18 protein-coding genes are annotated in these 22317 nt (G+C 69.0%); 10 read left to right on the top strand and 8 right to left on the bottom strand.

The genetic code is table 11. The features are described from left to right. Positions 1-93: 93 nt before the first annotated feature. The 5 genes from ACQPXD_RS13320 (at position 94) to ACQPXD_RS13300 (ending at position 6136) form a co-directional block, all read left to right on the top strand. Positions 94-1617, top strand: coding sequence for an MFS transporter (locus ACQPXD_RS13320; protein WP_432838183.1), 1524 nt, complete (start codon positions 94-96; stop codon positions 1615-1617). Next, the gene (locus tag ACQPXD_RS13315) at positions 1617-2543 is read left to right on the top strand and encodes an alpha/beta hydrolase (protein ID WP_432838181.1); all 927 of its coding nucleotides are present in this window, start codon (positions 1617-1619) and stop codon (positions 2541-2543) included. Before ACQPXD_RS13320 ends, ACQPXD_RS13315 begins: the two co-directional genes overlap by 1 nt. 174 nt (positions 2544-2717) lie before the next feature. After that, positions 2718-3878, top strand: coding sequence for a PucR family transcriptional regulator (locus tag ACQPXD_RS13310; RefSeq protein ID WP_432838179.1), 1161 nt, complete (start codon positions 2718-2720; stop codon positions 3876-3878). A gap of 142 nt (positions 3879-4020) precedes the next feature. Continuing rightward, complete coding sequence (locus ACQPXD_RS13305) at positions 4021-5739, top strand: DUF885 domain-containing protein (RefSeq protein WP_432838178.1); 1719 nt, start codon at positions 4021-4023, stop codon at positions 5737-5739. 58 nt (positions 5740-5797) lie between these two features. Then, a complete protein-coding gene (locus ACQPXD_RS13300; protein ID WP_432838176.1) occupies positions 5798-6136 on the top strand; it encodes an alpha/beta hydrolase family protein in 339 nt (112 codons plus the stop codon). A 164-nt stretch (positions 6137-6300) separates the two neighbouring features. Here ACQPXD_RS13300 and ACQPXD_RS13295 read toward each other — a convergent pair whose 3' ends face one another. After that, a complete protein-coding gene (locus tag ACQPXD_RS13295) occupies positions 6301-6867 on the bottom strand; it encodes a TetR/AcrR family transcriptional regulator (RefSeq protein ID WP_432838174.1) in 567 nt (188 codons plus the stop codon). A 79-nt stretch (positions 6868-6946) separates the two neighbouring features. Here ACQPXD_RS13295 and ACQPXD_RS13290 point away from each other — a divergent pair, with 79 nt between their 5' ends. Then, the gene (locus ACQPXD_RS13290; RefSeq protein WP_432838172.1) at positions 6947-7915 is read left to right on the top strand and encodes an oxidoreductase; all 969 of its coding nucleotides are present in this window, start codon (positions 6947-6949) and stop codon (positions 7913-7915) included. Between the two features lie 120 nt (positions 7916-8035). After that, on the top strand, positions 8036-9283 hold the full coding sequence (locus ACQPXD_RS13285; RefSeq protein ID WP_432838170.1) for a WD40 repeat domain-containing protein: 1248 nt from the start codon (positions 8036-8038) through the stop codon (positions 9281-9283). Between the two features lie 356 nt (positions 9284-9639). Here ACQPXD_RS13285 and ACQPXD_RS13280 read toward each other — a convergent pair whose 3' ends face one another. Together ACQPXD_RS13280 and ACQPXD_RS13275 are read right to left on the bottom strand one after the other, a co-directional pair. Next, positions 9640-11304: a phospholipase D-like domain-containing protein gene (locus tag ACQPXD_RS13280; protein WP_432838168.1), complete on the bottom strand. Its 1665-nt coding sequence runs from the start codon at positions 11302-11304 to the stop codon at positions 9640-9642. Positions 11305-11407: 103 nt separating this feature from the next. Beyond that, the gene (locus ACQPXD_RS13275; protein WP_432838166.1) at positions 11408-12016 is read right to left on the bottom strand and encodes an esterase/lipase family protein; all 609 of its coding nucleotides are present in this window, start codon (positions 12014-12016) and stop codon (positions 11408-11410) included. Positions 12017-13041: 1025 nt separating this feature from the next. On the opposite strand from ACQPXD_RS13275, the gene ACQPXD_RS13270 reads away from it, so the two are divergent. The 3 genes from ACQPXD_RS13270 (at position 13042) to ACQPXD_RS13260 (ending at position 17348) form a co-directional block, all read left to right on the top strand. Beyond that, positions 13042-13203 (top strand): hypothetical protein, encoded by a 162-nt coding sequence (locus ACQPXD_RS13270; protein ID WP_432838164.1) that lies wholly within the window; start codon positions 13042-13044, stop codon positions 13201-13203. Between the two features lie 406 nt (positions 13204-13609). After that, positions 13610-16933 (top strand): hypothetical protein, encoded by a 3324-nt coding sequence (locus ACQPXD_RS13265; RefSeq protein WP_432838162.1) that lies wholly within the window; start codon positions 13610-13612, stop codon positions 16931-16933. Between the two features lie 235 nt (positions 16934-17168). Then, positions 17169-17348, top strand: a complete 180-nt coding sequence (locus tag ACQPXD_RS13260; RefSeq protein ID WP_432838161.1) for a hypothetical protein — start codon at positions 17169-17171, stop codon at positions 17346-17348. A 152-nt stretch (positions 17349-17500) separates the two neighbouring features. Here ACQPXD_RS13260 and ACQPXD_RS13255 read toward each other — a convergent pair whose 3' ends face one another. The 5 genes from ACQPXD_RS13255 to cbiM form a co-directional block, all read right to left on the bottom strand. Further along, on the bottom strand, positions 17501-18346 hold the full coding sequence (locus tag ACQPXD_RS13255; protein WP_432838159.1) for a cobalt transporter: 846 nt from the start codon (positions 18344-18346) through the stop codon (positions 17501-17503). Next, entirely contained in the window at positions 18343-19026 is a 684-nt protein-coding gene (locus ACQPXD_RS13250; RefSeq protein WP_432838157.1) for a hypothetical protein, read from the bottom strand. The genes ACQPXD_RS13255 and ACQPXD_RS13250 overlap by 4 nt, the downstream gene beginning before the upstream one ends. 154 nt (positions 19027-19180) lie before the next feature. Further along, positions 19181-20197: an ATP-binding cassette domain-containing protein gene (locus ACQPXD_RS13245; RefSeq protein WP_432838155.1), complete on the bottom strand. Its 1017-nt coding sequence runs from the start codon at positions 20195-20197 to the stop codon at positions 19181-19183. Then, on the bottom strand, positions 20194-21129 hold the full coding sequence (gene cbiQ / locus ACQPXD_RS13240) for a cobalt ECF transporter T component CbiQ (protein ID WP_432838153.1): 936 nt from the start codon (positions 21127-21129) through the stop codon (positions 20194-20196). The genes ACQPXD_RS13245 and cbiQ overlap by 4 nt, the downstream gene beginning before the upstream one ends. Then, complete coding sequence (gene cbiM, locus ACQPXD_RS13235) at positions 21126-22208, bottom strand: cobalt transporter CbiM (protein WP_432838151.1); 1083 nt, start codon at positions 22206-22208, stop codon at positions 21126-21128. Before cbiM ends, cbiQ begins: the two co-directional genes overlap by 4 nt. Between the last annotated feature and the right edge of the window lie 109 nt (positions 22209-22317).

The following is a 22317-nucleotide window of genomic DNA, read 5'->3' as shown; positions in this document are numbered from 1 at the left end:
GGCATTCCCATTCCGACCGTTCGCGCTATCGGCAGACTGCTCATCCACCTACGCTGACCCCCACCCGATCCTGTCCCCTGAGCCGGAGGCCCCATGCCGAACCGACTGCAGCGCGCTCGCCACAGCGAGACCGTCGATGCCGCCGGCAGCTCCGCGAGTCCGTTGCGGCGGGACCTCCTCATCGCGTTCACGCTTCCGACCGGGATCCTCGGCGTCATGCACGGGCCCGAAGGACTGATCCAGGGCGTGTATGCGAAGCACGCCGGCATCTCGCTCGGTGCACTCGCCCTGGCATTGCTGCTGACCAAGGTGTTCGATGCCGTCACCTATCCGCTGATCGGCTATCTGTCGGATCGCACGTATGTCCGCACGGGGTCACGGGCGAGCTGGCTCATCGCGGGAACGGCGCTATCGGTCGTCGGCGTGTGGTTCCTGCTGCGCCCACCGTCCGACGTGAACGTGTGGTGGTTCGGCATCTGGATGGCCGTGACCTATCTCGGCTGGAAGGTCATCGAGATCCCGCTGCAGGCGTGGAGCTATGTGCTCACAGGCGACTACAAGCAGCGCGCCCGCGTGCAGGGGTGGCGCGGCATGGCCCAGATCATCGGGCAGCTCCTCTTCTTCTTGCTGCCTGTGCTCGCGATGCAGATCGGCGTGTCCGCTACCACCGAAGTCGACTTCGGCAGCCTGGGCCTGGTCGCGATCGTCTGCGCCGTGGCACTTCCGCTCGCGACGCTGCTGCTCATCGTCCGTGTGCCGGCGAAGGTCGTCGTTCGCTCCGCGCCGACCGGACCGACGAGGCCGCGCCTGCGCTTGCGGCAACTGTGGCATGCGGTGCGTCAGAACCCGCCACTGCTGCGCCTGCTGGTGGCCTTCCTTCCCGTGAACCTCCTGACGGGCATGAGCAGCGGTCTGGCGTACCTCTACCTCGACGTCTACCTCGGCCTGGGTGAAGCGCTGCCCGCGATCCTCGGGACGGCACTGCTCACAGCGATCATCGGCATCCCGGTCTGGACCGCGCTGTCGGGTCGCTTCGAGCGCCACCGTGTGTGGGCGATCGCGCTGGTTCTGGGCGGCGTCGTGTGCGCCTTGTTCGCGCTGATTCCGCCGGGAGACGGTGCGGCCATCGCCGCCTTCGTCCTCTACCCGATCGTCACGCTCGTGCTCGCCGGCTCGGTCGCGGTCTACGCGATGTCGGCCGACATCGTGGACTACGGTCGGCTCCACACCGGTGAGGACCATGGCGGCCTCTACGGCTCGATGTTCGCGTTCCTCCAGAAGTCCATCATGGGCGTCGCGTCGGCGCTGGGTCTCGCGGTCGTCGCCGCCTTCGGCTTCGATGCGACCGCCGCGACGCAGACGGTCTCCGCCGTCATCGGCGTCAAGCTCGGGTTCGCGATCGCCCCTGCGCTGGGCCTGCTCGGCGCCGCGGCGATCATCTGGAATTACCCACTCGGTCGCGCCAAGGTCCTCGAGATCCAGGCCGAGCTGGCCGTACGAGACGGGGACAGCGCTCGTCATGACACGGCCGGGGCCATGCCGATGCCGCTGGATGCCTCGGGCCACGCCGCCGGCAACCTGGCGCCCGCCGACCGTCCGACGTCGAGCGAAACCTGATGGTTGATTCGACGGACGTCCCGCTGATCGATCCGCCGCTGCGGTCGACGACGCTGGCAGACGGACGCACGCTCACCTGGCAGGAGTTCGGCGTACCGGACGGGCGCCCTGTCCTCTACTTCCACGGTGGCGGCAGCACGAGCATCGAGGGCGGAATCTTCCACGGTGAGGCGGTTCGCAACAGACTGCGGGTCATCGCGACCAACCGTCCCGGCGCCGGCGGATCGACCCTGCGGCCAGGGCGACCGGTGGCCGCCTACGCGGACGACCTTCGAGAATTGCTCGATCAGCTCGGCATCGAGGCCGTCGCGTGCTTCGGCGAGTCCAACGGAGGGATGATCACGATGGCCGCGGCCGCGATGATGCCCGATCGGGTGAGGGGCGCAGCGCCGATCAATCCCACGCTCCCCTGGTTCGATCGCGAAGCGCGCCGCGTCTCTTCGGCCGGCGCCGCGATCGCGTATCAGCTCATGAAACGGGCGCCGAGGCTCGTCGCCTCGCTGGCCGATCACGCGGTGAAGAGTGCAGAACGACGTCACCGGGTGGAGTCGGAGCAGGGGGATGCCTCACCCCCGCGTCGCCCCGGAAGCGTCTCCCCCGCGGACCTCGTCGGGCCCCCTCCGGGGACCGAGCCGGACGTCGCCGCGCTTCATCGCCGCACCGAGGTCGAACGGGCAGGGCGCGACGGGCTCCTCGCGGAGTTCGCATGGGCGAGCCGCGACTGGGGCTTCGACCACTGCGCGATCCCGGCGCCGCTCGACTTCTTCTGCGGCGAGCACGACATCCAGGGTCCGTTCGCGCGGGTGCTCGCGCAGCGCAATCCCGACGCGCGGTTCCACGAGTTCGCCCACGGGCACAACGGGTTCTCGCACCCGGACGCGAGACGCCGGATCGTCGATGTCGTGACGGGCTATCTCGAGCGCTGAGGGTTGCGCCGCGGCAGCATCCGACACCAGTCGAAAGGAGCCCCTGCGGCTGCAGCGCTTCCTCGCCGAGTACCTGCACCGGCTGAGAGCGCAGAGACACCCACGTACAATCTCGACATGGCGTCACACCTCCAGGAACTCGTGGAGGAGCTGGGCGCGAGGCTAGGTCGGTCTGTGGCGATCGACGATGCGCGTCTGCACCTGCTCGCCCACAGCCCCCACCGTGGCGAGGTCGACCCCGCCCGCGCGGAGTCGATCCTGCGCCGCCAGGTTCCCCGAGAGCTCGTCGATCACGTCTACACGTGCCGCGACGACGCGACCGGCCGATACCTCGTGACACCGCGGCCCGGCCTCGGGCTGACGGATGCCCGCATCGGCTGCCCGATCCTCCACCAGGGCTCGCTGCTGGGGTTCGTCTGGCTGCTGGGATCGGAGGGGCCCACCGACGGGGCGCATCTCGCAGCTGCGGAGCAGGCCGCCGCACAGGCTGCGATCCTCATCCATCGCGAGCATCTGCGTGCCGGATCGGCGCGCGAGCATCTCACCGACCTCGTCGATCGTCTGCTCGGCGACGACGACTCGGCTCGCACGTCAGCCGCCGGCACGATTCGCGCCGAATCGCTCTTCACCGCGACGACCTATGCCGTGATCGCCGCCGAGATCGAGCGCCCCGACGATCGGCCGACCGAACAGGATCAGCTCGCCCTCGCCTCCGGGCTCGCCGCGATCCGCAGCAGGCGGCTGCCGCAGGACCTGTTGACGCTCGAGCGACCGGGCCTGGCGCTGCTGGTCATCGCCGAGCCGCCGGGCCCGACGAGCAGAGCCGAGCTCCTCGCCCTGGGCGGCGCGCTGCGCGCCGCCGTCCTCTCGTCGACGGATGCCGCGAACTGCCGTGTCGGTCTCAGCCGGTCGCGCGACGACCTCGCCGACGCCGGGGTCGCCGCGAACGAGGCCCGGCGCGCCGTCCGGGTCGCGCGCCGCGTCGGCACCGTCGACGACGTCACGGCGGTCGAGACGCTCGGGGTCTACGAACTGCTCGATCAGGTTCCGGATGCCGCGCTCGCCGTCATGATCCATCCGGGCCTGCGCGACCTCATCACTCAGGGCGCCAAGAGCGACTCGCTGGTGCAGACGCTCGAGGTGTTCCTCGACAACGCCGGAGACGTGCGCGCCGCCTCAGAGCAGCTGTTTGCGCACCGGACGAGCCTGTACTACCGGCTCCGCCGCATCCAGGAGCTGACCGGCCTCGATCTGTCGAACGGCGATGACCGGTTCATCGCGCACCTGGGCTTGCGGATCGCCCGCCTGACCGGCGTCCATCGACACGCGGGCTGAGGCCTTTCGACACCTGCCGAAAACCCGTCGCCGTCTCTGCGACCCCACAGCGATGACGGCGGGAAGGATCCGTCCTAGCCTGTGCCGGAACCCGCGACCTGTCCCTGCCGCCAGGCACGACTCGTCGCGACGAAGGAGCATCATGACGCATCGCACCGCGATGACCCCGACCCGCCCCGCGGCGGACGCGCACGACATCCTCGACGCGACATGGGGCGTCGCCTCGCGCTCCCCCATGACCGCGCGCCACCTGAGTCACGCGCTGGAGATCCCCGATGTGAGCTTCGAGGCGGTGTCGCGGCGGGCACACGCGGGGCAGGACATCCTTGCCCGACTCGATGCGCTCGACGTCGCCGGGCTGTCGTCCGATCTCCTCCTCACCCTCTCGGCCGCGCGCAGGCTGGCGGAGGGGTGGTCTCACGAAGAGGACTGGTACTGGCTGACGTTCGACCCTCTCGGCGAGGGGTACTTCGCGATGTTCGCGCCGTCGGCGTATTCCGGTGGCTTCCTGCTGAGCATCATCCATGAGGCACTCGCACAGGTGTCGCTCGCCGGCGCGGCAGCCATCGATCGCCATGTCGACACCATCGGCGGCTACGCCCGCCTGATCCGTCAATTCACCGAGCGCACGGCAGGGCAGTCCGAGCGCGGCATCCACATGCCGGCGCTCCAGTTGTCCAACGCCGTCGCGCTCGTCACCGGCCTCAAGGCCGCGGGACTCGAGACCCTGCACGCCGTCGCCGAGCGCTCGGCCGGCAGGCTGCCGGCATCGGATCGAGAGCGCATCCGCAATCGGATCACCGGCGACGTCGAGCCCGCCTTCGATGAACTCCTGGCCCTGCTCACCAACCCCGACTACGCCGCCGCGGCACCCGACTCGGTCGGGCTCGCCAGCTACCCCGGCGGAGCGGAGATCTACGACGAGCTCGTGAAGATCCACACCACGCTCGATCTGACAGCGCAGGAGGTCCACGACCGCGGGCACGCACGCATGGCCCGGATCGAAGACGAGATGCGTGAGCTGATGGCCGGTCAAGGTTTCGCGGGTACCCCTGCGGAGTACCTGGCCTCGCTCGCGGAAGACCCCGCATGGCGCGCGGCGACCGACGAGGACATCGCCGCGCACTTCCAGCGCTACATCGACCGGTTCGCCCCCGAGACGGCCGCCTACTTCGGCCGGCTGCCCCGTGCCCCGTACGGCGTCGAACCGCTGCCCGCGGCCGTGTCGGGGTCGATGACCTTCGGCTACTACTCCGCACCACAACCCGATCGCGACCGCGGCATCTACCTTTTCAACGGCGCCAATCTCTCGCAGACCGCGCTGCCGATGATCGCTGCGCTCAACTACCACGAACTCGTTCCCGGCCACCATCTGCACCTCGCGCTGCAGCACGAGGCAGCCGATGCGCACCCCCTGCGACGCCACGCCGTCGCGACGGCCTTCACGGAAGGGTGGGCCGAGTACGCAGGCCGCCTGGCCGGTGAGATCGGAATGTACCGCGCGCCGGAGGAGCGCTTCGGGCGGCTCATGATGGAGGCGTTCCTGACCTCGCGCCTCGTCGTCGATACGGGGATGAACGCCCTGGGCTGGAGCCTGGAACGGGCACGGGAGTACATGCGCGAGCACTCCTTCATGGGGCCGACCGAGGTCGACTCCGAGACGCTGCGCTATTCGTGCGACCTGCCGGGCCAGGCACTGGCCTATAAGCTCGGCGACGACTTCTTCTACGACCTGCGCGAAGAGCTGCGCGCCGTGCACGGCGACAACTTCCGCATCGCGGACTTCCACGACGCCGTGCTGCGCGCAGCCGGGTTGCCCCTGCCCATGGTCGCGGACTACGTGCGGACGGAGCTGGCATGACCGCGGCGCGACCCACAACGCACCGCTGCTGGAGGCCGGCTACGTCGCGGGCGTTCACGTGACGAAGAAGATGGCGTACGGCCAGTGGAACTGGCACTTCGGAGCGGATCCTGACCGGGACAGCACCGCGTATGCCGAGCTCGGCAACGTCCATCTCGCCGACCGGCTCGCCGGCGACCTCCTCATCACCTGCGGTGAGATCGACGAGAACGCCACCGTCGACCATTCCTACGCCCTGGCGGACGCGCTCATCAAGGCGGGCAAGCGCTTCGACTTCAAGATCTGGCCCGGCGTGAACCATTACGCCGTCGGCCCCTACGCCCAGATGACGTTCTGGGACCACTTCGGCCGGAGCTTGCTCGCGCAGAGACCACCCGCTGACTTCATCCCGGAGTGACGACCGGACGCGCAGAGCCCGGGACGCGACGCGTCGTGCGCCCGGGCTCCGCGCTCTCGCAGCGGTCAGAGCGCGCCCTTCACGAGCCTTCCGCTCTGGAACAGGACCTACGGGTGAGTGCCCTCGGCGTCAACGTGAAGCCGAGCGCCTCGTCGCCGGGGCCGTCAGCCAGGCCGGTCGTCCTCCCGGAGGATGCCACGCAGGGTCAGCACGAGCCAACGCCGCCGGCCCGGCTCCGCGATGTCGTCGCCCGGCAACAGCGTCAGGATCAGGGCCACGTCGTCAACCGTCACGTCCGGCCGCAGGCTGCCTTCGCGATGCCCGGCCGCGACGATGTCCGCCAGCACGGTCAGGGCCCGGTGCTCCACATCGGACAGCGACCCGGCGACGATGCCACCCGCGGCGGCCTTCAGCGCGCGGTCCTCGCCAACCCGCTCGGCGACCGCCGTGACCACCGCGACGAGCTCGTCCCGGGCGCTGCCGCCCGCGGCAATGGCCGCGCGGCCGCCCTCCAGGATCGACGAGATCTCCTCGACCCGGTCCTGCACGATGGCGGCGATGAGGTCGGCCTTGGCCGGGAAGTGCCGGTACACCGTGCCGACCGCGACGCCCGCCTCGTGGGCGATCTCGTCCATCCCGACCTCGGCCCCGACCCCGGCGATCAGCTTCCGAGCGGCCCGGACGATGCGCGATCGGTTCCGGACCGCATCGGCCCGCAGTGGCCTGGTCACCGTGATTCCTCCCTTGCCATCAACATGAACTACAGTTCATGATAGATCGTGAACCGTAGTTCATGTTAGGAGGAGTCCGATGCATCGATGGTCGATCGATGACATGCCCGACCAGTCCGGCCGGACCGTAATCGTCACCGGCGCCAACGCGGGCCTGGGCCGGTCGACGGCGCAGGCCCTGGCCGCCCTCGGTGCGCACGTCGTCCTGGCCTGCCGCAACGAGGACAAGGGCGAGGCCGCCCGCCGGGCGATCGCATCGGCCGGCGCCGACCCGCGGCAGCTGACCGTCCAGCCGCTCGACCTCGCCGACCTGCACAACGTCCGGCGGTTCGCGGACCGCTTCACCGACGAGCACGACCGCCTCGACCTGCTCGTCAACAACGCCGGCCTCAGCGGGACCACATACGGCCGTACCATCGACGGGTTCGAGACGCAGTTCGGCGTCAACCACCTCGGCCACATGGCACTCACCCTGCGACTGCTCCACCGTGTCGTGACGACTCCGAACGCCCGCGTGGTCACCCTGTCCAGCGGCGCGCACCGCTTCGGCCGCATCCGGTTCCACGACCCCAACTACCAACGCGGCGGATACCGGGCCTTCCCCGCCTACGCCCAATCGAAGCTGGCCAACTACCTCTTCAGCGCCGAACTCGGCCGGCGCCTGGCCACGGCCGGACACGACACCATCTCCGTCGCCGTCGACCCCGGCTTCGCCCGCACCGAACTCGGTACCAAACAGGCCAGCCGAGCCCAGCGAACCGTCATGCGGATCAGCTACCTGCTCGTGCCGTCACATTCAGCCGACCGCGGCGCCGAACCGACGCTACGGGCCGCCCTCGATCCCGCCGTGCGGAGCGGGCAACTGTACGCCCCAGCCTTCGGCGTCCTCGGCGGCCCCGTCAGCCAACGACCGAGCCGCCGCACCACCGGCGATCCCACCGTGGCCACCAAGCTATGGCAGCTGTCCCTCAACATGCTCGACATGGCGGAGCCGCCCGAACTCGCCCCCTCCCCGCAGCCCCGCAACGCAGACTCGGATGCACGATGACGAACCCGCGCCGTGCTGCTGCGGCCCGACAGCGTCATCGCATGGGCCGCCGCGCCGGGCGATGACCTGCATCCGGCGGTACTGCAGCAGGCTTTGCATAGCCTTTGGCAGGATGTCGCCGTGATCGCATTGCGGGCCGCGTTGGCGGCCGAGCCGGGACCGGCTGCCTGGGACGAGATCTGCTCCGCCGCCGAGGGTGCGTCGGAGCCCGACGTGGCCGAGGCGGCGCTGCGGTTGCGCGCCTGGCCGTATCGGCTTCGCCGGATGCCCGACCGATGGTGGGCGCAGCGGCAGGCGGGCGAGCACCGGCCGTGGCACCGGCTGGCGACGCACCGGCTGCTGTGCTGGAACCATCCGGAAGGCGGCGTGAGCGCGCTGGCGTGCCCCGACGACCTGAGCGTGCTGCTGCTGGGCACGGGCCCGGAGGGCAACAACTGGCCGGGATCCACGGAGCTGGTGGTGCCCAAGGCCGAGATCGATGCCGCCGACACCGAGGAGATGCCGGAGGACGACGAGCTCCCGGCCGTGCTGGCCACTCTCGACGTCGCGGGGATGGCTTGGGAGGCGCTGTTCAGCCCGGACGGCTCCCGGCTGGTCGCCGGGTTCGACGCCGTCACGTCGCCGGAGCCCGGTCTGGTGGTGTACGGGCGGGACGGTCAACGCCGGCACACCGTCCCCGTCCGGGCGGCCGGCGCCACGGACCCCGACGAGCCCGACCTGCCGTTCCTGCGGCTCGCGCAGAGCCGGGACGGGCGGCTGATCGCCGGCGCCGGCGGCCCGGCGCAGGCGGTGGCGGTCGCCGAGGTGGCCACCGGCCGGGTGCTGATGACCGCCGCCGGGGCGACCGGCCCGGTGGCCCTGGACCCCGACGGCCGCCTGGTGGCATACGCCGACGCCGCCGGGCAGGTGTGCGTCCGCGAGGTCGCCTCGGGGCGGCTGATAGCCACCGCGGGCGCCGGCCTGGCCCGGGTCAACGCGCTGGCCTTCGCGCCGGACAGCGCGTACGTGCTCGCCGCGGGCGGTGCCGACCCGACCGGCGAGCGGCCCGCGGCCCGCGTGCTGTCCGTCGCCGACGGAGGACCGGCCGGTCCCGTGGTCGTTGCGGCGGACCCGGACGCCGTGCTGGACTCGTGGGCGCCGTTCGCTTGCTGGTCGACCCGGGCCAGCTGGACAGGGCGCCGGCCGTGGGTGTTCGCCTCCGACGACGAGCGGGCGGTGCTCATGGACGGCTCGACCGGCGAGATCGGCTGGACCTCGGTCGAGGGCCTGGCCGTGGGCGCCTTCACGTCTGGCGGCGAGGTGTTTCTGACCGCCGACCCTGGCGGGGTCGTCGCCGCCTGGTTCCTGCACACGCTGGCCGGAGACTGACCGTCACGGCAGGACGGCGGTGAACGGCAGATCTGCCCGGCCGTACCAGGGACCGGCACCGAGCCTCCCAGCCCCTCAATGCATGTCGCGTTCGACCTGACCGGCGAACAGCGCTACCGCGACGGGGTGCTGGAGGGGCTCGACTACATCTTCGGACGCAACGCCCTCAACCAGTCCCCCCGCCGGCCGGTTCGATCGCCGGCGGGCCCAATACCGACCTGCAGGACCCGAAGGCGCGAAAGACACTCCTCGGCACGCTCAAATCGGCCACCCCGCCCGAACCACAGCTCTGCTGCCTCGACGACATCATGTCCTGGTCGACCAACGAGGTCGCCATCAACGTGCGGCGCGAAGGGTTACGCGCCCACCCAGAAGTCGATCTCACGCAGCGCCGCGCCGCCCGGCTTCAGATAGCCGTTCTGCCAGCCGTCGGCGTCGACGAGGCCCTTCCAACGGCGCGCCGGGGGCTGGAGGTGCCGCCGGAAGCGCCAGCGGTACTGGTTGTAGACGGCCATGATGTTCGTCGCGTAGGCGGAGGCCAGCCCTGGCGCGTCGCGGATGACCAGCAGGTTCTCGTCGTTGACGTTGCTGGCCTTCGGGCCCAGGTTGTGCGAACCCGTGAGTACCACCGGCTTCGGGCCGAGCGGGTCGACCAGGATCACCTTGCTGTGCACCATCGCGAACGCGCGGTCGAGCTTCTTGATCTCCTTGCGGAAGAACTCGGTCGGCGTGTCGATCGCCGCCGGCAGCACGACCTCGTAGTCGGCCTTCTCGCGGTTCTGCTGGTCGAACAGCTGCACCGGGTTGGCGGTGGTGCTCGGGTCCTGGTTGACGACGCCGCGGATGTAAAGCCGGCCGGCGGCGTGCTCGGTGCGGGACAGGTCGATGATCGCGTTGAGCAGCGAGTCGCGCGACCCCGGGTTGAACATCAGGAACAGCACCGCGCGCTGCGCGTCGGCGACGATCTGCCGCGCGTCGTCGAGGTCGGCGAACTCCGTGGTGGGCGTGAACCACAACCGGACCCCGACCGCGCCGACGGCGTGGTCGTGCGCCGTGGTGTTCGAGTCCCGCAGGCTCTGCGGCGTCGCGTCCCCGGCGTCGCGCAGTAGGTCCCACTGGTGGCGATACTCCGCCGCCAGCGCCGGGTCGTCGATCAGCACGGAGTTGTTGGCCTGGGTGCACAGCCCGGTCATGGTCCAGTTCTGGCTGCCGGTCCACACCCAACGCGGCGTGCCGTCCTTGTCGCACACGACGAGGAACTTGTTGTGCCCCAGTGCCCGCGGCGAGCACATCCGGTCGTGCAGGTCCACGGTCGCGGCCAGCGTCCCGCGCGCCTCGGCGTTCTGGTCCTCACCCTTCTTCTTCACACTGCCGTTCGCCAGCACCACGTGTGCGCGCTTGCGCAGCTTCAGCAGCGCGGCCATAAGCTCGGGGTCGTCGAACTCGTACAGCGCGGCGTACACGTGCCGGCGCTGCTTCGCGGCGGAGACCAGCAGCTCCGTCAGGCGTGCGCCGAGCGGCCCGGCGAGGTAGTCGCGCAGCGGGTCGCCGGGTGTGGCGATCACCTTGTCCAGGGCTGCGTTCTGCAGGTCGTGGTCCGTGACACCGAGCCGCCGCGCCACCCACTGCGACGCCACGATCCCCCGGTTGAACAGCACCTCGACCCCGGGCTCCACGATGTGGCTCAACGTCACCTCCGGTGTCCAGCTGCTGCAGGCCGCCGGGTCGGGACGCAGGTTGGCCTTGTCCGGCCCGACCATGGCGAGCACCCGGTAGGCGAGCCGGTCGCCCGGCGAGGCCATGTAGTCGGTCCACTGGTATTTCTGGATCGGCCAGTTGGTCGACGCCCGGCGCTCGCCGTCGGCGGCCTGGTCCCCCTCGAATCCGACCCAGGTGCTGACAACCTCCTCGACCCCGTTGCGCCGGCGCAGCAGGGCGAAGCCACGGCACCTGGCGATGAACCCGTCAGGCTTCCATGCGATGAACACATCGTCGCCGTTGTGGTGGACCCGGACCTTCATCGTCCCTCCCGGAACCGGAGGCAGGCCGTACTTATCATCGCACGGCGGCCCCCTTCCACGGCCGTTCGCGGCACCCCAACCGAGCGGCAGACCCACTCCGGGGCTATCTCACGGCCCTGCTGCGAGGCTGGGCATGGATCAGCTTTTGGCTTTGGGCGAGGGTGACCACACGGTGCACGTGTGCCAGCGTGTCGATGCCGTTGTCCTTCATGTGTCGCAGCGCGGTTCGCACAATCAGACCGCCCATGCTGTGCGCGACGATGTCGACCCCTGCGAACGCCTCGCCGCGCCGCTCGGCACCCTGCCGGATGATGTCGATCAGGCGGGCGAGGCCCTGGCCGTACCGGACGATCGCTCTTGGCTTGAGATCGTAGTAGCGGTAGATCCACATCGTGCCGTTCACCCCGCGGTCGAGGATGCGCTTGGCGACCGGCGGGTCAAGCACGACCGAACCCTTGACAATGTCGTCGGCGAACCCCATCGGATCGGGGGGCGCCGGGACGTCTTCGGCGTAGTAACCGACGACATTGGTGGCGTCACGGTACGGGTACCGCTCCGACTTCATCGCGCGCAGGACGAAGCCCTCGTAGATGTAATTGTCGCCACGGCGGCCGGGATAGACACTGCCATCGTTGAACCCCTGGTAGGTGCTGGCCTGCTCATCGGTGACGCTGGGCCCGCCGAACCCGCGGACCAGTACCAGCGGTCTCATCGAAGACCCTCCCGTGCGGTTCTGTCCGCCAGGTCGTACAGCATCGGCGCATGGCCTACCCAGCGCCGGGCGTCGCAACCGTCGGCAACGGCTCGTTCACCCCGTGCGGCTCGGACTGGTCCGGAGACGACCCCGGAGCTTTGCCCCCACAACCCATAGTTGCGCTCTCCGGAGGAAGCTGCATCTGTTGTCGGGGGGGGGGTGGTTCGCGCAGGGGGTAACGGGGGATAACCGAGGGTGGTTGAACGCTGGGCCGCCGCGCTGGCTGCGGCGGTGTCGGTCTTCGGCGTGGCATGCCTGGTGGATGCCGGGCAGGGTGGAGGCATGGGACAGGGCCCCGAGCGAATCATGGTCCCAACCCCGGGATAGCTGCTGCCCAGACCGCCGAACGGACAACAAGGAGACTCCAGGAGCCCACACACGGCGCGACAGCCGCCAACCCAGTACGTCCCCACGCCAAAACTTTCCGCACCGCCGCGAGGATGAGTTCGACAGACAACGCGACGAGAGGTCCCGATGCGACTCCCGCGGAACGGCCAGCGACGGTCCCGAACAGCGAGACCCGGCGGCTTCACCGTGGCGGCGGCCGACATCGAGGACCTGCAGATTTCGCGCGTCCACTCGGTGCGCTGATTCGCGAGCGCGGAGTGATCCCTCCCCTCACCCGAGGAAACGATGCGACAACCGGCATTGATGAAGGGCGCACTCGTCGCCGTGACAGCGGCAACGTGGCTCCTGGCCCGACGGGCGCGAGCGGGCGCGCAGCCTTCGCAGTACCCGGCGCCCGCTCCCGGAGCCCCGCGCCGAGCCCACGGGCGGCAGCCCTCTCTGGAACCGCCGCATTGCGGTTCGACGGTGCTGAGCATCGGGCTGCTTACGCTTGCCCCCATCATCGTCGACGCGTGCCCGATGCCCCCTCGATAAAGGCGGGGTGGTCCGCGACCATACCCTGTCGGCTGTACAGAGCTGCGCACCGCCTGCGCGAGGCCGCCGAGCCCTGCGGGGTCCGGGACCGAGCCCGAAGCGTGATCGCGCTGCTGGCCATCATCTTGGCCAATCACGCCCGCCGATCAAAAGGCAAGATCCGCGAGCGGCTGAAACGCCCCGACGGCCCAGCACGAGCACCAACTTTGGCAGGTGCGGACATCGATGCCGACATGGATTACCCCAATCTCCGCACCGGATGACGGGCCATCGGTCAAACACCACCTGAGTTGGATTGGTCCTGATGGCGCAGACGGCGGCATCCGGCCCGCCCCTGGTACCACTACCGAGTCCGACTACATGATCAAATTACGAAGTACGGCTGCCGTAGTAGGCTGAATAAGGACGAAGATACAGTCCGACATTCGGGCGCTGCCGCTGACAAACCAGCTCTTCACGTGCATACGGGAGGCCCGTCCGATGGTGTTCCGCAGGAATCCTATCCAACCGGTCCGGCAGATCCGCGTGGCCTTGCGTCACGTGGCCGACAGGCTCTTCCTGAACATTCGCCAAGGTGTCGCGAAACGACAGATCCGATCCGCGCGCCGAGGCGCCGGCCGACCTTCCCGTTGGTGGCCACATCTAACGCCGGTATTCTGCCTCGTCGCCGTGGGCGACATCATCCTTATCGCGTGGATTGCGTGGCTCGTCGCCGGCCGCTGGGTGCACATCGTGAAGATCCCCGAACAAGTCCTGCACATTTGGCGGGACTCTGCCTCCTTCGTTCAACCCTTGCTCGCAGTCGCCGCCGCCACGACCCTCTTCTATTCCTGGCGTCGGCGGGACATCGCGAACCACTACCGCAAGAAGGCCATCAATCGACCTAAAGAACTGATCAAGACAGCAGGCAGCATCCTCGACGAGGTGGTCGGCCGGGATGAGTTGTGCAGCACGCTCATCGAAGAACTGCACGACGAGAATCGGAGAGTGCACATAATCCAGGGAGGAATCGGATCTGGAAAGACAGCCGTCATGGTGGAGTTGACCAAGCAGCTGGCCCGACGGGACGCCATCCCGATCAACATTCGGCTCAGCGATGCGCAAGGAAATCTCGACTTCTCCATGCTAGCCCTGAAGTGCTTTCAACAAGAAGTCGGCACCGACTCATTCTCCGAGACCGAGTCTGAACGGGCATTTCGGATGCTACGGCGCGCCGACCGGATCGTTGTGCTCGCCGACGGCCTTGAAGAGGCATTGAAGGACCGAGCCGCCTCCACCGAAGGCGACCATGGCCGGGACCGTGACAACATCATCCGACTCGCGATCAGGCGTGCTGAGGAGGAGCGGCTCCCGCTGGTCATCGCCACCCGCCCACATGACCCGCTGCGGGCCATGAACGCCGCCGTTGTCGAGCTGGAGCCGCTGGGTGAGAAGCCGGCACTGGACTATCTGAAGAGAGACGCCGGGCCGCAGGACTACAAACAACTCGCCCGGATGATCAGCAGCGCTGAAGTCTCCTCCGCGCCGTTATACCTGAACCTGACCCGCCGGCTCTACCACAATGCTCACCCACTCTGGCTCGAATTGGTCGGCGTGTCCAGCGGCAAGCATGACCCGTCAGCGGAGCAATACGCGGACAAGGCCAAACTACGCCTTCGGATACTTGACGCCTGGCGCCAGGCGATCTGCGATGGCTACCTTTACCAGGACTTCGCGTTGAAGCAGGGCCAACGAGAAACAACACTGGAGGTCCTGTCGGCGCTTGCCTGCGTAGGGTTGCTGAAGGACAGCCCAGAGACCCGATTCAGCGACCTGGTCGGCACCGAGACTAGCGACGATAAAGGTAACCAATCTGGAGCCACCGGGATGGCCGCCTATCAGTGCCAGCTCATCCGTACCCTGGCCGGACAGATCAAGCAGAACGATAACATCAGCAACAACGATCTTGATAGAAATGCCCGGCGATCATGGATGAAACGTCTCCGCGAAGCGGCCATCATGGGCAGTGAATTAGGCATCGTGGAAGCAAGGCGAGACTCGATGCGATTCAACCACAGCCAACTGCAGGCATACCTCGGGTCGCGTTATCTGCCGATTCTCCTGGAGGAGGCTGAACGGGGCGACACAACCTACTGGAGCAAGGCTATGGGCGACCCGACTACGGCCTTCCTTATCGCCCTGGTGCTCGCCTCCCGCCGGGGCGTTAGCGAGTCTCGCGATGCGCTGCCGAAAGCGGGTAAGCCGGACCTAGACCAAAGGCCGCTGCCAAAAACGATCGACGATAGGAGCCTGCCGCTGCAGCTCGCCGGCAACGCCGACAAGCTTGTGAGGTACGACAAATCTCATGCCCTCGCGTTGTACGCCGCCGCATTCGGAGTCGACAGCGGCAAAAGATTCGAAAGTCAGGACCACGCCAAGCTGGCGGCGAGCGTGGCTCAGATCTGGAAAGACGTGCAGGACGAGACCGAGGACCTGCTCGACCGGGATCTGGTCGACGCCCGAACGGTCTTGGTCACCCGAATGGGCGACGCGGCGCGGACCATAGCCGCGCGGCACGTACTCCCCGCCGCCAAGTCAAGCTGGCTGGGTTGGATGCGCTGGCGGGTGGTGAGCCACAAGTCACCTACAACCCGTGCCACGAACCAGGAGCGTCGCACTGAGGGCACCTTACGGTGCGAACCGGGGCAAACCGACAAGTTCTATGTCTCCTACTACGAGATTGCTTGCTGCGAGAAGGCATTTCCGCAACAGATCGCCCTGGCCCAGCAGATCGGCGCAGGCGGCGACCTGGCGTTCGCGCACCTACATCAAGAGTTCGACAGGCGGTGGAACCGTGACCATCCCCAGCAGTTCGTAGCCTCGCACCCAAACGGGACACCAGAACACGAGGCGCGGGAGCGTGTGATGTGTGCGTGGCTCGCTCCTCTGCTCTACCTCTCATGCGAGAGCAGACAGGACGACCCCTCCGGTCAGAGCGGGGACAACGGTCCGGAAGAGAACCTCCAACGATGGATCGACGGCCTTACCACAGTGGATCCCAGTCATCCAGAACGCCAGCCGAACATCCAGTCCGAAATCGCGCTGGCGCAGGGCTTCCGATACGCTGCCAACAACCGCGGGGAACCGCAGACGCGCGAACGTGTACGCCACGACGACTTCTGCCGCAGACGCAACGCGCTCATCGAGTTGGCCGAGTCGACACTCGCGCACGCGCGATTCTGGTACTCACATCTGATCCTGATTCAGGCCTTGGCACTGTTGAACCTGCCCGACAACCCGAGCACCGCGTCGCCGCGGGTCGGGCACGCTGCGGACCCGGGCGCTATGGTGACGTACTGGTTGGACCTTGCTGGCAGCCTGTCCCCGACGTCCGTCCCCGGCCACGACAAGCATCCCCATCCCTTGGTCCGCGAGGCAGCCGACCTCGCCGCACTGGCACTGACCAGCCGGGAACCGCAACACTTCGTCTGGATCGACGAGAGCGGGGTCGTGGGCCAAGTCGGCTCCAGCGGCACACCATACGGCGGAGCGTCAGAGCTGCAGCAGTGGATCCAACCGTCCGTCGGCTGGGCGGCCTTGCATCCACGCGCCCAGCTTCTGGTCGCCGAGGTGCTGCTCATACTCAACCTCGCCGACCGCGGGGAAGACCCCGAGCAGCGAGACGAGCGCATGCGCCGCGCCGCCCGGTCCGACCTGCCACCATGCCTCACCCAATCCCGTCAGTATCTCGACGTCAGCCGCACGATCGGCTCGGTAAATCAGCCCCAGCCAGGCAACAACTGCGCCGACAACTGCCCGTTCCGGCTCTGCCCCTACCCCGCCATCGGCGAGAAGACCTACCAGGCTGAGGTGAGCGAAGGGCTTTGCCGCCAACTCGCCAAGCACCGGCCGGGACGGATAGGGGGCAGATGGCAACGCTGGATCAGCCGGCACGAACTGGAGAACTTCTGGACGGCGATGGCCAACCGAAACCTGCCACCACCGCCTGACTGACCGCCGCGTACCACCCCGCCGAGCGAGGAGCCAGCCCTCCCTCGCGAACTCTCGGCTGTGGGAGACGTCGAGAACGCGGGCGCGCGGCCGGGCCGGACAGCACCGCGAAGCACGGGCCGGGCACCGCGCCGGCCATCCGTTCGGCCAGGGCCAGCCACGCGCCCAGGCCGCGGGTCAGCGCGTCCGCGGACTCGGCCGGCTCCGCGAGCGAGCGGGCGTAGAGCCGGACGAGGTCGTGCAGCCGGTAGCGCACCTGCCCGACCCGGTCGGTGCGGGCGAGCATCAGCAACTGTGCGTCGACGAGCGCGTCGAGGTGCTCGATCGCGTCGTCGAGCGGTGTCTCCAGCAGGCGTCAACTGGCCGGCTGCTGTTGCAACTCTATGGCAAATACAGCACAGTGGCAGATGTGAAGTGAGGCGACCGCGACGGGCGTGGCCGTTTCGTTCGGATGCGTCCGGCCGGTGGCTGTGCCGGCCGGGCCTGGCGGCGCCCAGTGCGATGGTCCTCAGCCAGTCTGGGCGCCGCCACCCTGCAACGATTGTGGACCCCGCGTCGTGGGGCGACGAGCTAGGCGACGGTGGCGAGGTGGACCGCAGCGACGGTGACGAGGCCGGCGCCGAAGACGGTGATGCCGGCGGCCGCGAGGACCGGGGTGATCCGGCTGGCGAGCGTGAGCGCGGTGCGGGAACGGACGCTGCGAGTGAGCAGCGAACTGCCGGCGACGGCGAGGACGCCGACGGTGAAGAGCACGACGGCCATGCCGAGGCCGAACGTGATCACCAGCAGCAGCGCGAAGCCGGCGCGGCCGAGGAACAGGCCGGCGGCCAGCACGAGGAACGCGGACGGGGACGGGGTCAGGCCGCCGGAGATGCCGAGCAGGAGCAGACCGGGTCGCTTCGCCGGCGCGTGCTGGTGATCATGGGCGTGGCCGTGGTCATGGAGGTGGCCGTGATCGTGGTCATGCCCGTGATCGTGGTCTGGCCCATGACTGTGATCCTGGCCGTGGCTGTGGCCGTGATGGTGGGAGTGGCCGCCGCCGCGCAGGTGGCGGCGCAGCATCCACACGCCGGTGGCGGCGACGAGCACGCCGGCGGCGATCTGCAGCCAGGTGGTGAGCTGTTCCATCCGCACGACGTCGGACAGTGACAGGAAGGTCCAGGCCACGCCGATCACGAGCACCGACAGGGTGTGCATGACCGCGACCGAGCCGCCGAGCCACGCGGCGTCGCGGATACGCCCGCGGGAGCCGGCGAGGTAGGCCGCGGCCAGGGTCTTGCCGTGGCCGGGCTGCACGGCGTGGAAGGCGCCGGCGAGGAAGGCGAGCGCGAACGCCAGCGGCGTAATGCCCGGGGTGTTGATGAGGTCCTGGAGCCGGTCGGACAGGGACGTCGCGAAGGCGGCCAGGCCGTTCATGCGGCCACCTGCCGCCGGGCGCGGCGCAGGCGGTATGCCACCGCGAGGCCGCCGGCCGCGGCGAGCAGCAGGCCGCCGATCACGGCGGCGAGTTGCACGGCGGCGCTGCGGCCCAGGCCCGCGCCGTCGGTGGCGGGCGGGCCGGTGAGGGTCCAGTCGTGGCTGTCGTTGTCGCCCTGGTAGACGGTCCGCTGCCCGGCGGGGCCGGTGGCGAGGGTTTTGTAGGCGGGGTTGAGGTCGGTGAGCATCCGCACCGCGACGGTGGCGGTGGCGACCGGGCCGGGGCAGGTGTAGTCGGCGGTGGCACCCTTCAGGCCGAGGGCTCGGATCGGCCGCTCGACCGCGCCGGCGCAGGACCGGCCTTCGGCGGTGACGGTGATGCGCTGCAGCAGGTAGCCGGCGAACTGCTCGGAGGCACCGACGGTGTCCGGGTCGGTGTACTGGTAGTCGACGGTGCCGTCGGCCCTGACCCGGTCCTGGGGCAGCACACCGAGGGAGACGCCGAGCAGGGTGAGATCGTCCGGGCCGCCGACCCGCCAGTGCACGCGGACGACCTCGGGCCGCTGCGCGTCGAGCGCGACGTCCACCGTCTGCGGATCGCCGAACGGGTGCGCCGCTGCCACGGTCGGCGTGAACACGGCGGACCCGATGGCGACTCCGGCCAGAGCGAACGCCACCAACGCGCGACTGCGTCGTAAGTCCAAGGGACCACACTCCTGGCGGTGCCGGTACTGCCAAACGGCGCTCAGTCTCTCGGCCGTCCCGGACACGCGCAGGGTGTGGTCGGTGATCTACAGAAGTCGCCCGCGTGAACAGTGCGGGTGGGCGCAGCAGCTAAGCCGCCGCCGGTTTCCGGGCGATGCCGCTGGTGTCGTATCCGGCGGCGGTGACGGCGGCGCGGACCGTCGGAGGGCTGAGCGGTTCGGTCGCGGTGACGGTGGCAGTTGCGGTGGCGAGGTCGACGCCGACGGCGGTGACGCCGGGCAGGCCGCGCAGGGCTTTGCCGATTTTCTGGGTACACGCGGCGCAGGTCATGCCGTCGACGGTGTAGACGCTCACCGTTGTGGCCCGGCGGGGCGCCCGGACGGTGGTGGTTATCCGGTCGGCGGCGCGGCTGTGGATCAGGTTGGCGGACAGCAGCAGGTCGTGGTTGTCGAGGATCTCAGCAGTGGGGGCGTCGGCGACGATGCGGTGTTCCTCGCTGAACACGACGCAGCGGTCGGCGAGGTCGGGCAGAGTGTCCAGGTCGTGGGTGGCCAGCACGATGGTCTTGCCGGCCGCGCGGAGCTGTTCGAGGAGCTCGATGAGCCAGAACTGGGTGCGCGGGTCCAGCGCCGCGGTCGGCTCGTCGAAGAGCAGCACCTCCGGGTTCATGACCAGCACCGAGGCGATCGCGACGCGTTTCTTCTGCCCGCCGGAGAGCTGGAACGGTGCCCGGTCGGCCAGCTCGGTGATGTCGAGCATGGCCAGGACGTCGTCGACCCGGGCATCGGCGGTGTGCCGGTCCAGGCCGAGTTGCAGGCAGCCGAAGGCGATCTCCTCCCGTACCGTCGGGGAGAAGACCTGGGCGTCGGAGTTTTGGAACACGAACCCGATCCGGGCGCGAAAGCCCTGGTTGAACTGTTCGTCTTCAAGGTTTTCCTCGGTGACCGGCTCGCCGAACGCGGTGAAGGTGCCGCGGTCGGCGAACAGCAGCCCGTCGAGGAGCTTGAGCAGGGTGGACTTGCCGCAGCCGTTGGCGCCGAGCAGGGCCACGGTCTCGCCGTAGCCGACCCGCAGGCTCACCCCATCGAGGGCAGGAAACCGGCCCAGGTAGGCGAAGTGCAGGTCGGTGCACTCGAAGACGCTCATCGGCCCACCTTGACGTCGGCGACCAGCAGCGCGACCGCGAGGGCCACGACGGCGACCGTCCACACCGCGTCGACGGGGCGCAGCCGGAATCCGGCGAGGGTGCGGGCGTTGCCGGTGTAGCCGCGGGCGACCATCGCCTGGTGTACCTCCTCGGACAGCTGGTGGGCCTTGCCGAACAGCGTTCCGGCGCCGGCGGCGACGAACCGGCGGCCCGATTGGACCTCGTTCTTGCGGGTGTCGGCCACGAGGGTGCGGGCCTTGCGGGCGGTGTACATGTCGTCGACGGCGTCGAGCAGGAGGAAGAGGTACCGGTACGCCATGCCGATGATGAGCACGAAGATCTTCGGCACGCCGAGCGCCCGCAGCGCGGCGAGCAGCCGCACCCAGGGCGTGGTGAGCGTCAGCAGCACGACCAGGGAGATCGACGTCGCGACCCGGGCCACGATGAGCCCGGCGCCGTGCAGCCCCTGCTCGGTGACGCCGTGGGTATGGCCGTGCCAGTGCCACAGCGGCAGCAGCACGTCGCCGGGCGTGACGACCGACAAGGTGGCTGGCAGCACCACGATCCCGGTGAAGATGGGGATGAATAGCCAGACCCGCTTGATGAAGAAGCCCAGCGAGAGCCCGGACGCGACGGCGAGGGCGACCGTGGCCAGGTAGGCGCCGACGAGCAGCGGCAGGGAGTGCACGAGCGCCACCACAATCAGCAGGCCGATCATGGTGATCAGCTTGACCCGCGGGTCGAGCCGCTGCAGCAGGCCGCGCCCGGCGGCGATGTCGTCGCTGAAGATCGCCTGCCGCAGGATGCCGGAGGCACCCTCCAGGGTCTTGGCGACGAAGCTGCGCTTGCGCCGCTTGCCGATGCAGCCGCAGGGGCACAGGCCGAGCTCCGGCTGCAGGAGCCAGGCCGGGGTCTGAGCCGGCGCGGTCATGACCGGGACGCGGCCGTCGCGACCGGCGGGGTGTCGAGGTCTTCGGCTTCGCGTTCGCCGCCGCGGACCTTGCCGATGAGCCAGGTGATGCCGAAGACGAGGGCGGCGACGACGACCACGCCGATCAGGGCGGAGAGGATGTACTGCCACCAGCTGCCGTCGCCGTAGCCGGGCAGCAGGGTGTTGCCCCAGAAGTCGGTGTACTGCTGCAGCCCTTCCGGCACCGCGCTGAGGTGGTACTTGGCCAGGTCGAGGTCATCGGGGGCGTCCTCGCCGAACGCTCCGCCCGGTGCGAGCAGGCCCAGCGGGCTGATGACCGCCATGATCCCGAGCGTGACCAGCGCGGCCCGTAGCGGGCTGACCGGCTTGCGCTGGACCTCGGCCTCGGTGAGCGGCACCTCCGGGGCGTTGATGCGCAGCAGCGGCACGTTGGCCCGCTGCAGGTAGGCCACGACGCCGCCGGTGAGCACGCCCTCGACGACGCCGGCCACGGCGAGGTGGGCCAGCAGCATCGCCGGGATCGTCTGGGAGAGGTGGAACGGTGCGTACAGCGGGGTGCCGTCGGCCTTGTGGAACAGGTCGGGCTGGATGCCGAACTCGATCGCGGCGGCCAGGGCCGCAGCGTTGAGGCCGATGTAGGCGCCGACCGCGCCGGCCCAGATCCGCCGCCCGGAGGTCAGCGCGGTGTTGCGGGTCAGCAGCCGGTACACCCCGTAGGCGACGAAGGGCAGGACCACCGCCATGTTGAAGGCGTTGGCCGGGAACGCCAGGATCCCGCCGTCGCCGAAGAACAACGCCTGGATGAGCAGAGCTATGGACACAGCTATGCAGGCCGCCCATGGCCCTAAGAGGATGGCGATCAGGCCGCCGCCGACGGCGTGGGCGGTGGTGCCGTCGGGGATCGGCACGTTGAACATCATGACCACGAAGGAGAAGGCGGCGCCGAGCGCGACGAGGGGCACGTAGCGGCTCTTGACGACCTTCTTCACCCGCCGGGCGGACTGCCACCACAGCGGCAGCATCGCGACGCCGAACACGGCACTGGTCTGCGGACTGAGGTATCCGTCCGGAATGTGCATGATGTCCTCCCCCACACCACGTGCCGCCGCGCGGCCCTTGTTGGCAGTCTGCGGCTATCGCAAGTTCCTGGCAAGAACTTGCGGCGTGCATGTGTTGTGATAGAGACGG

Source organism: Dactylosporangium sp. CA-092794 (assembly GCF_050948465.1).
GTDB lineage: Bacteria > Actinomycetota > Actinomycetes > Mycobacteriales > Micromonosporaceae > Dactylosporangium.
This window is presented reverse-complemented; position numbering and strand designations above follow the sequence as displayed.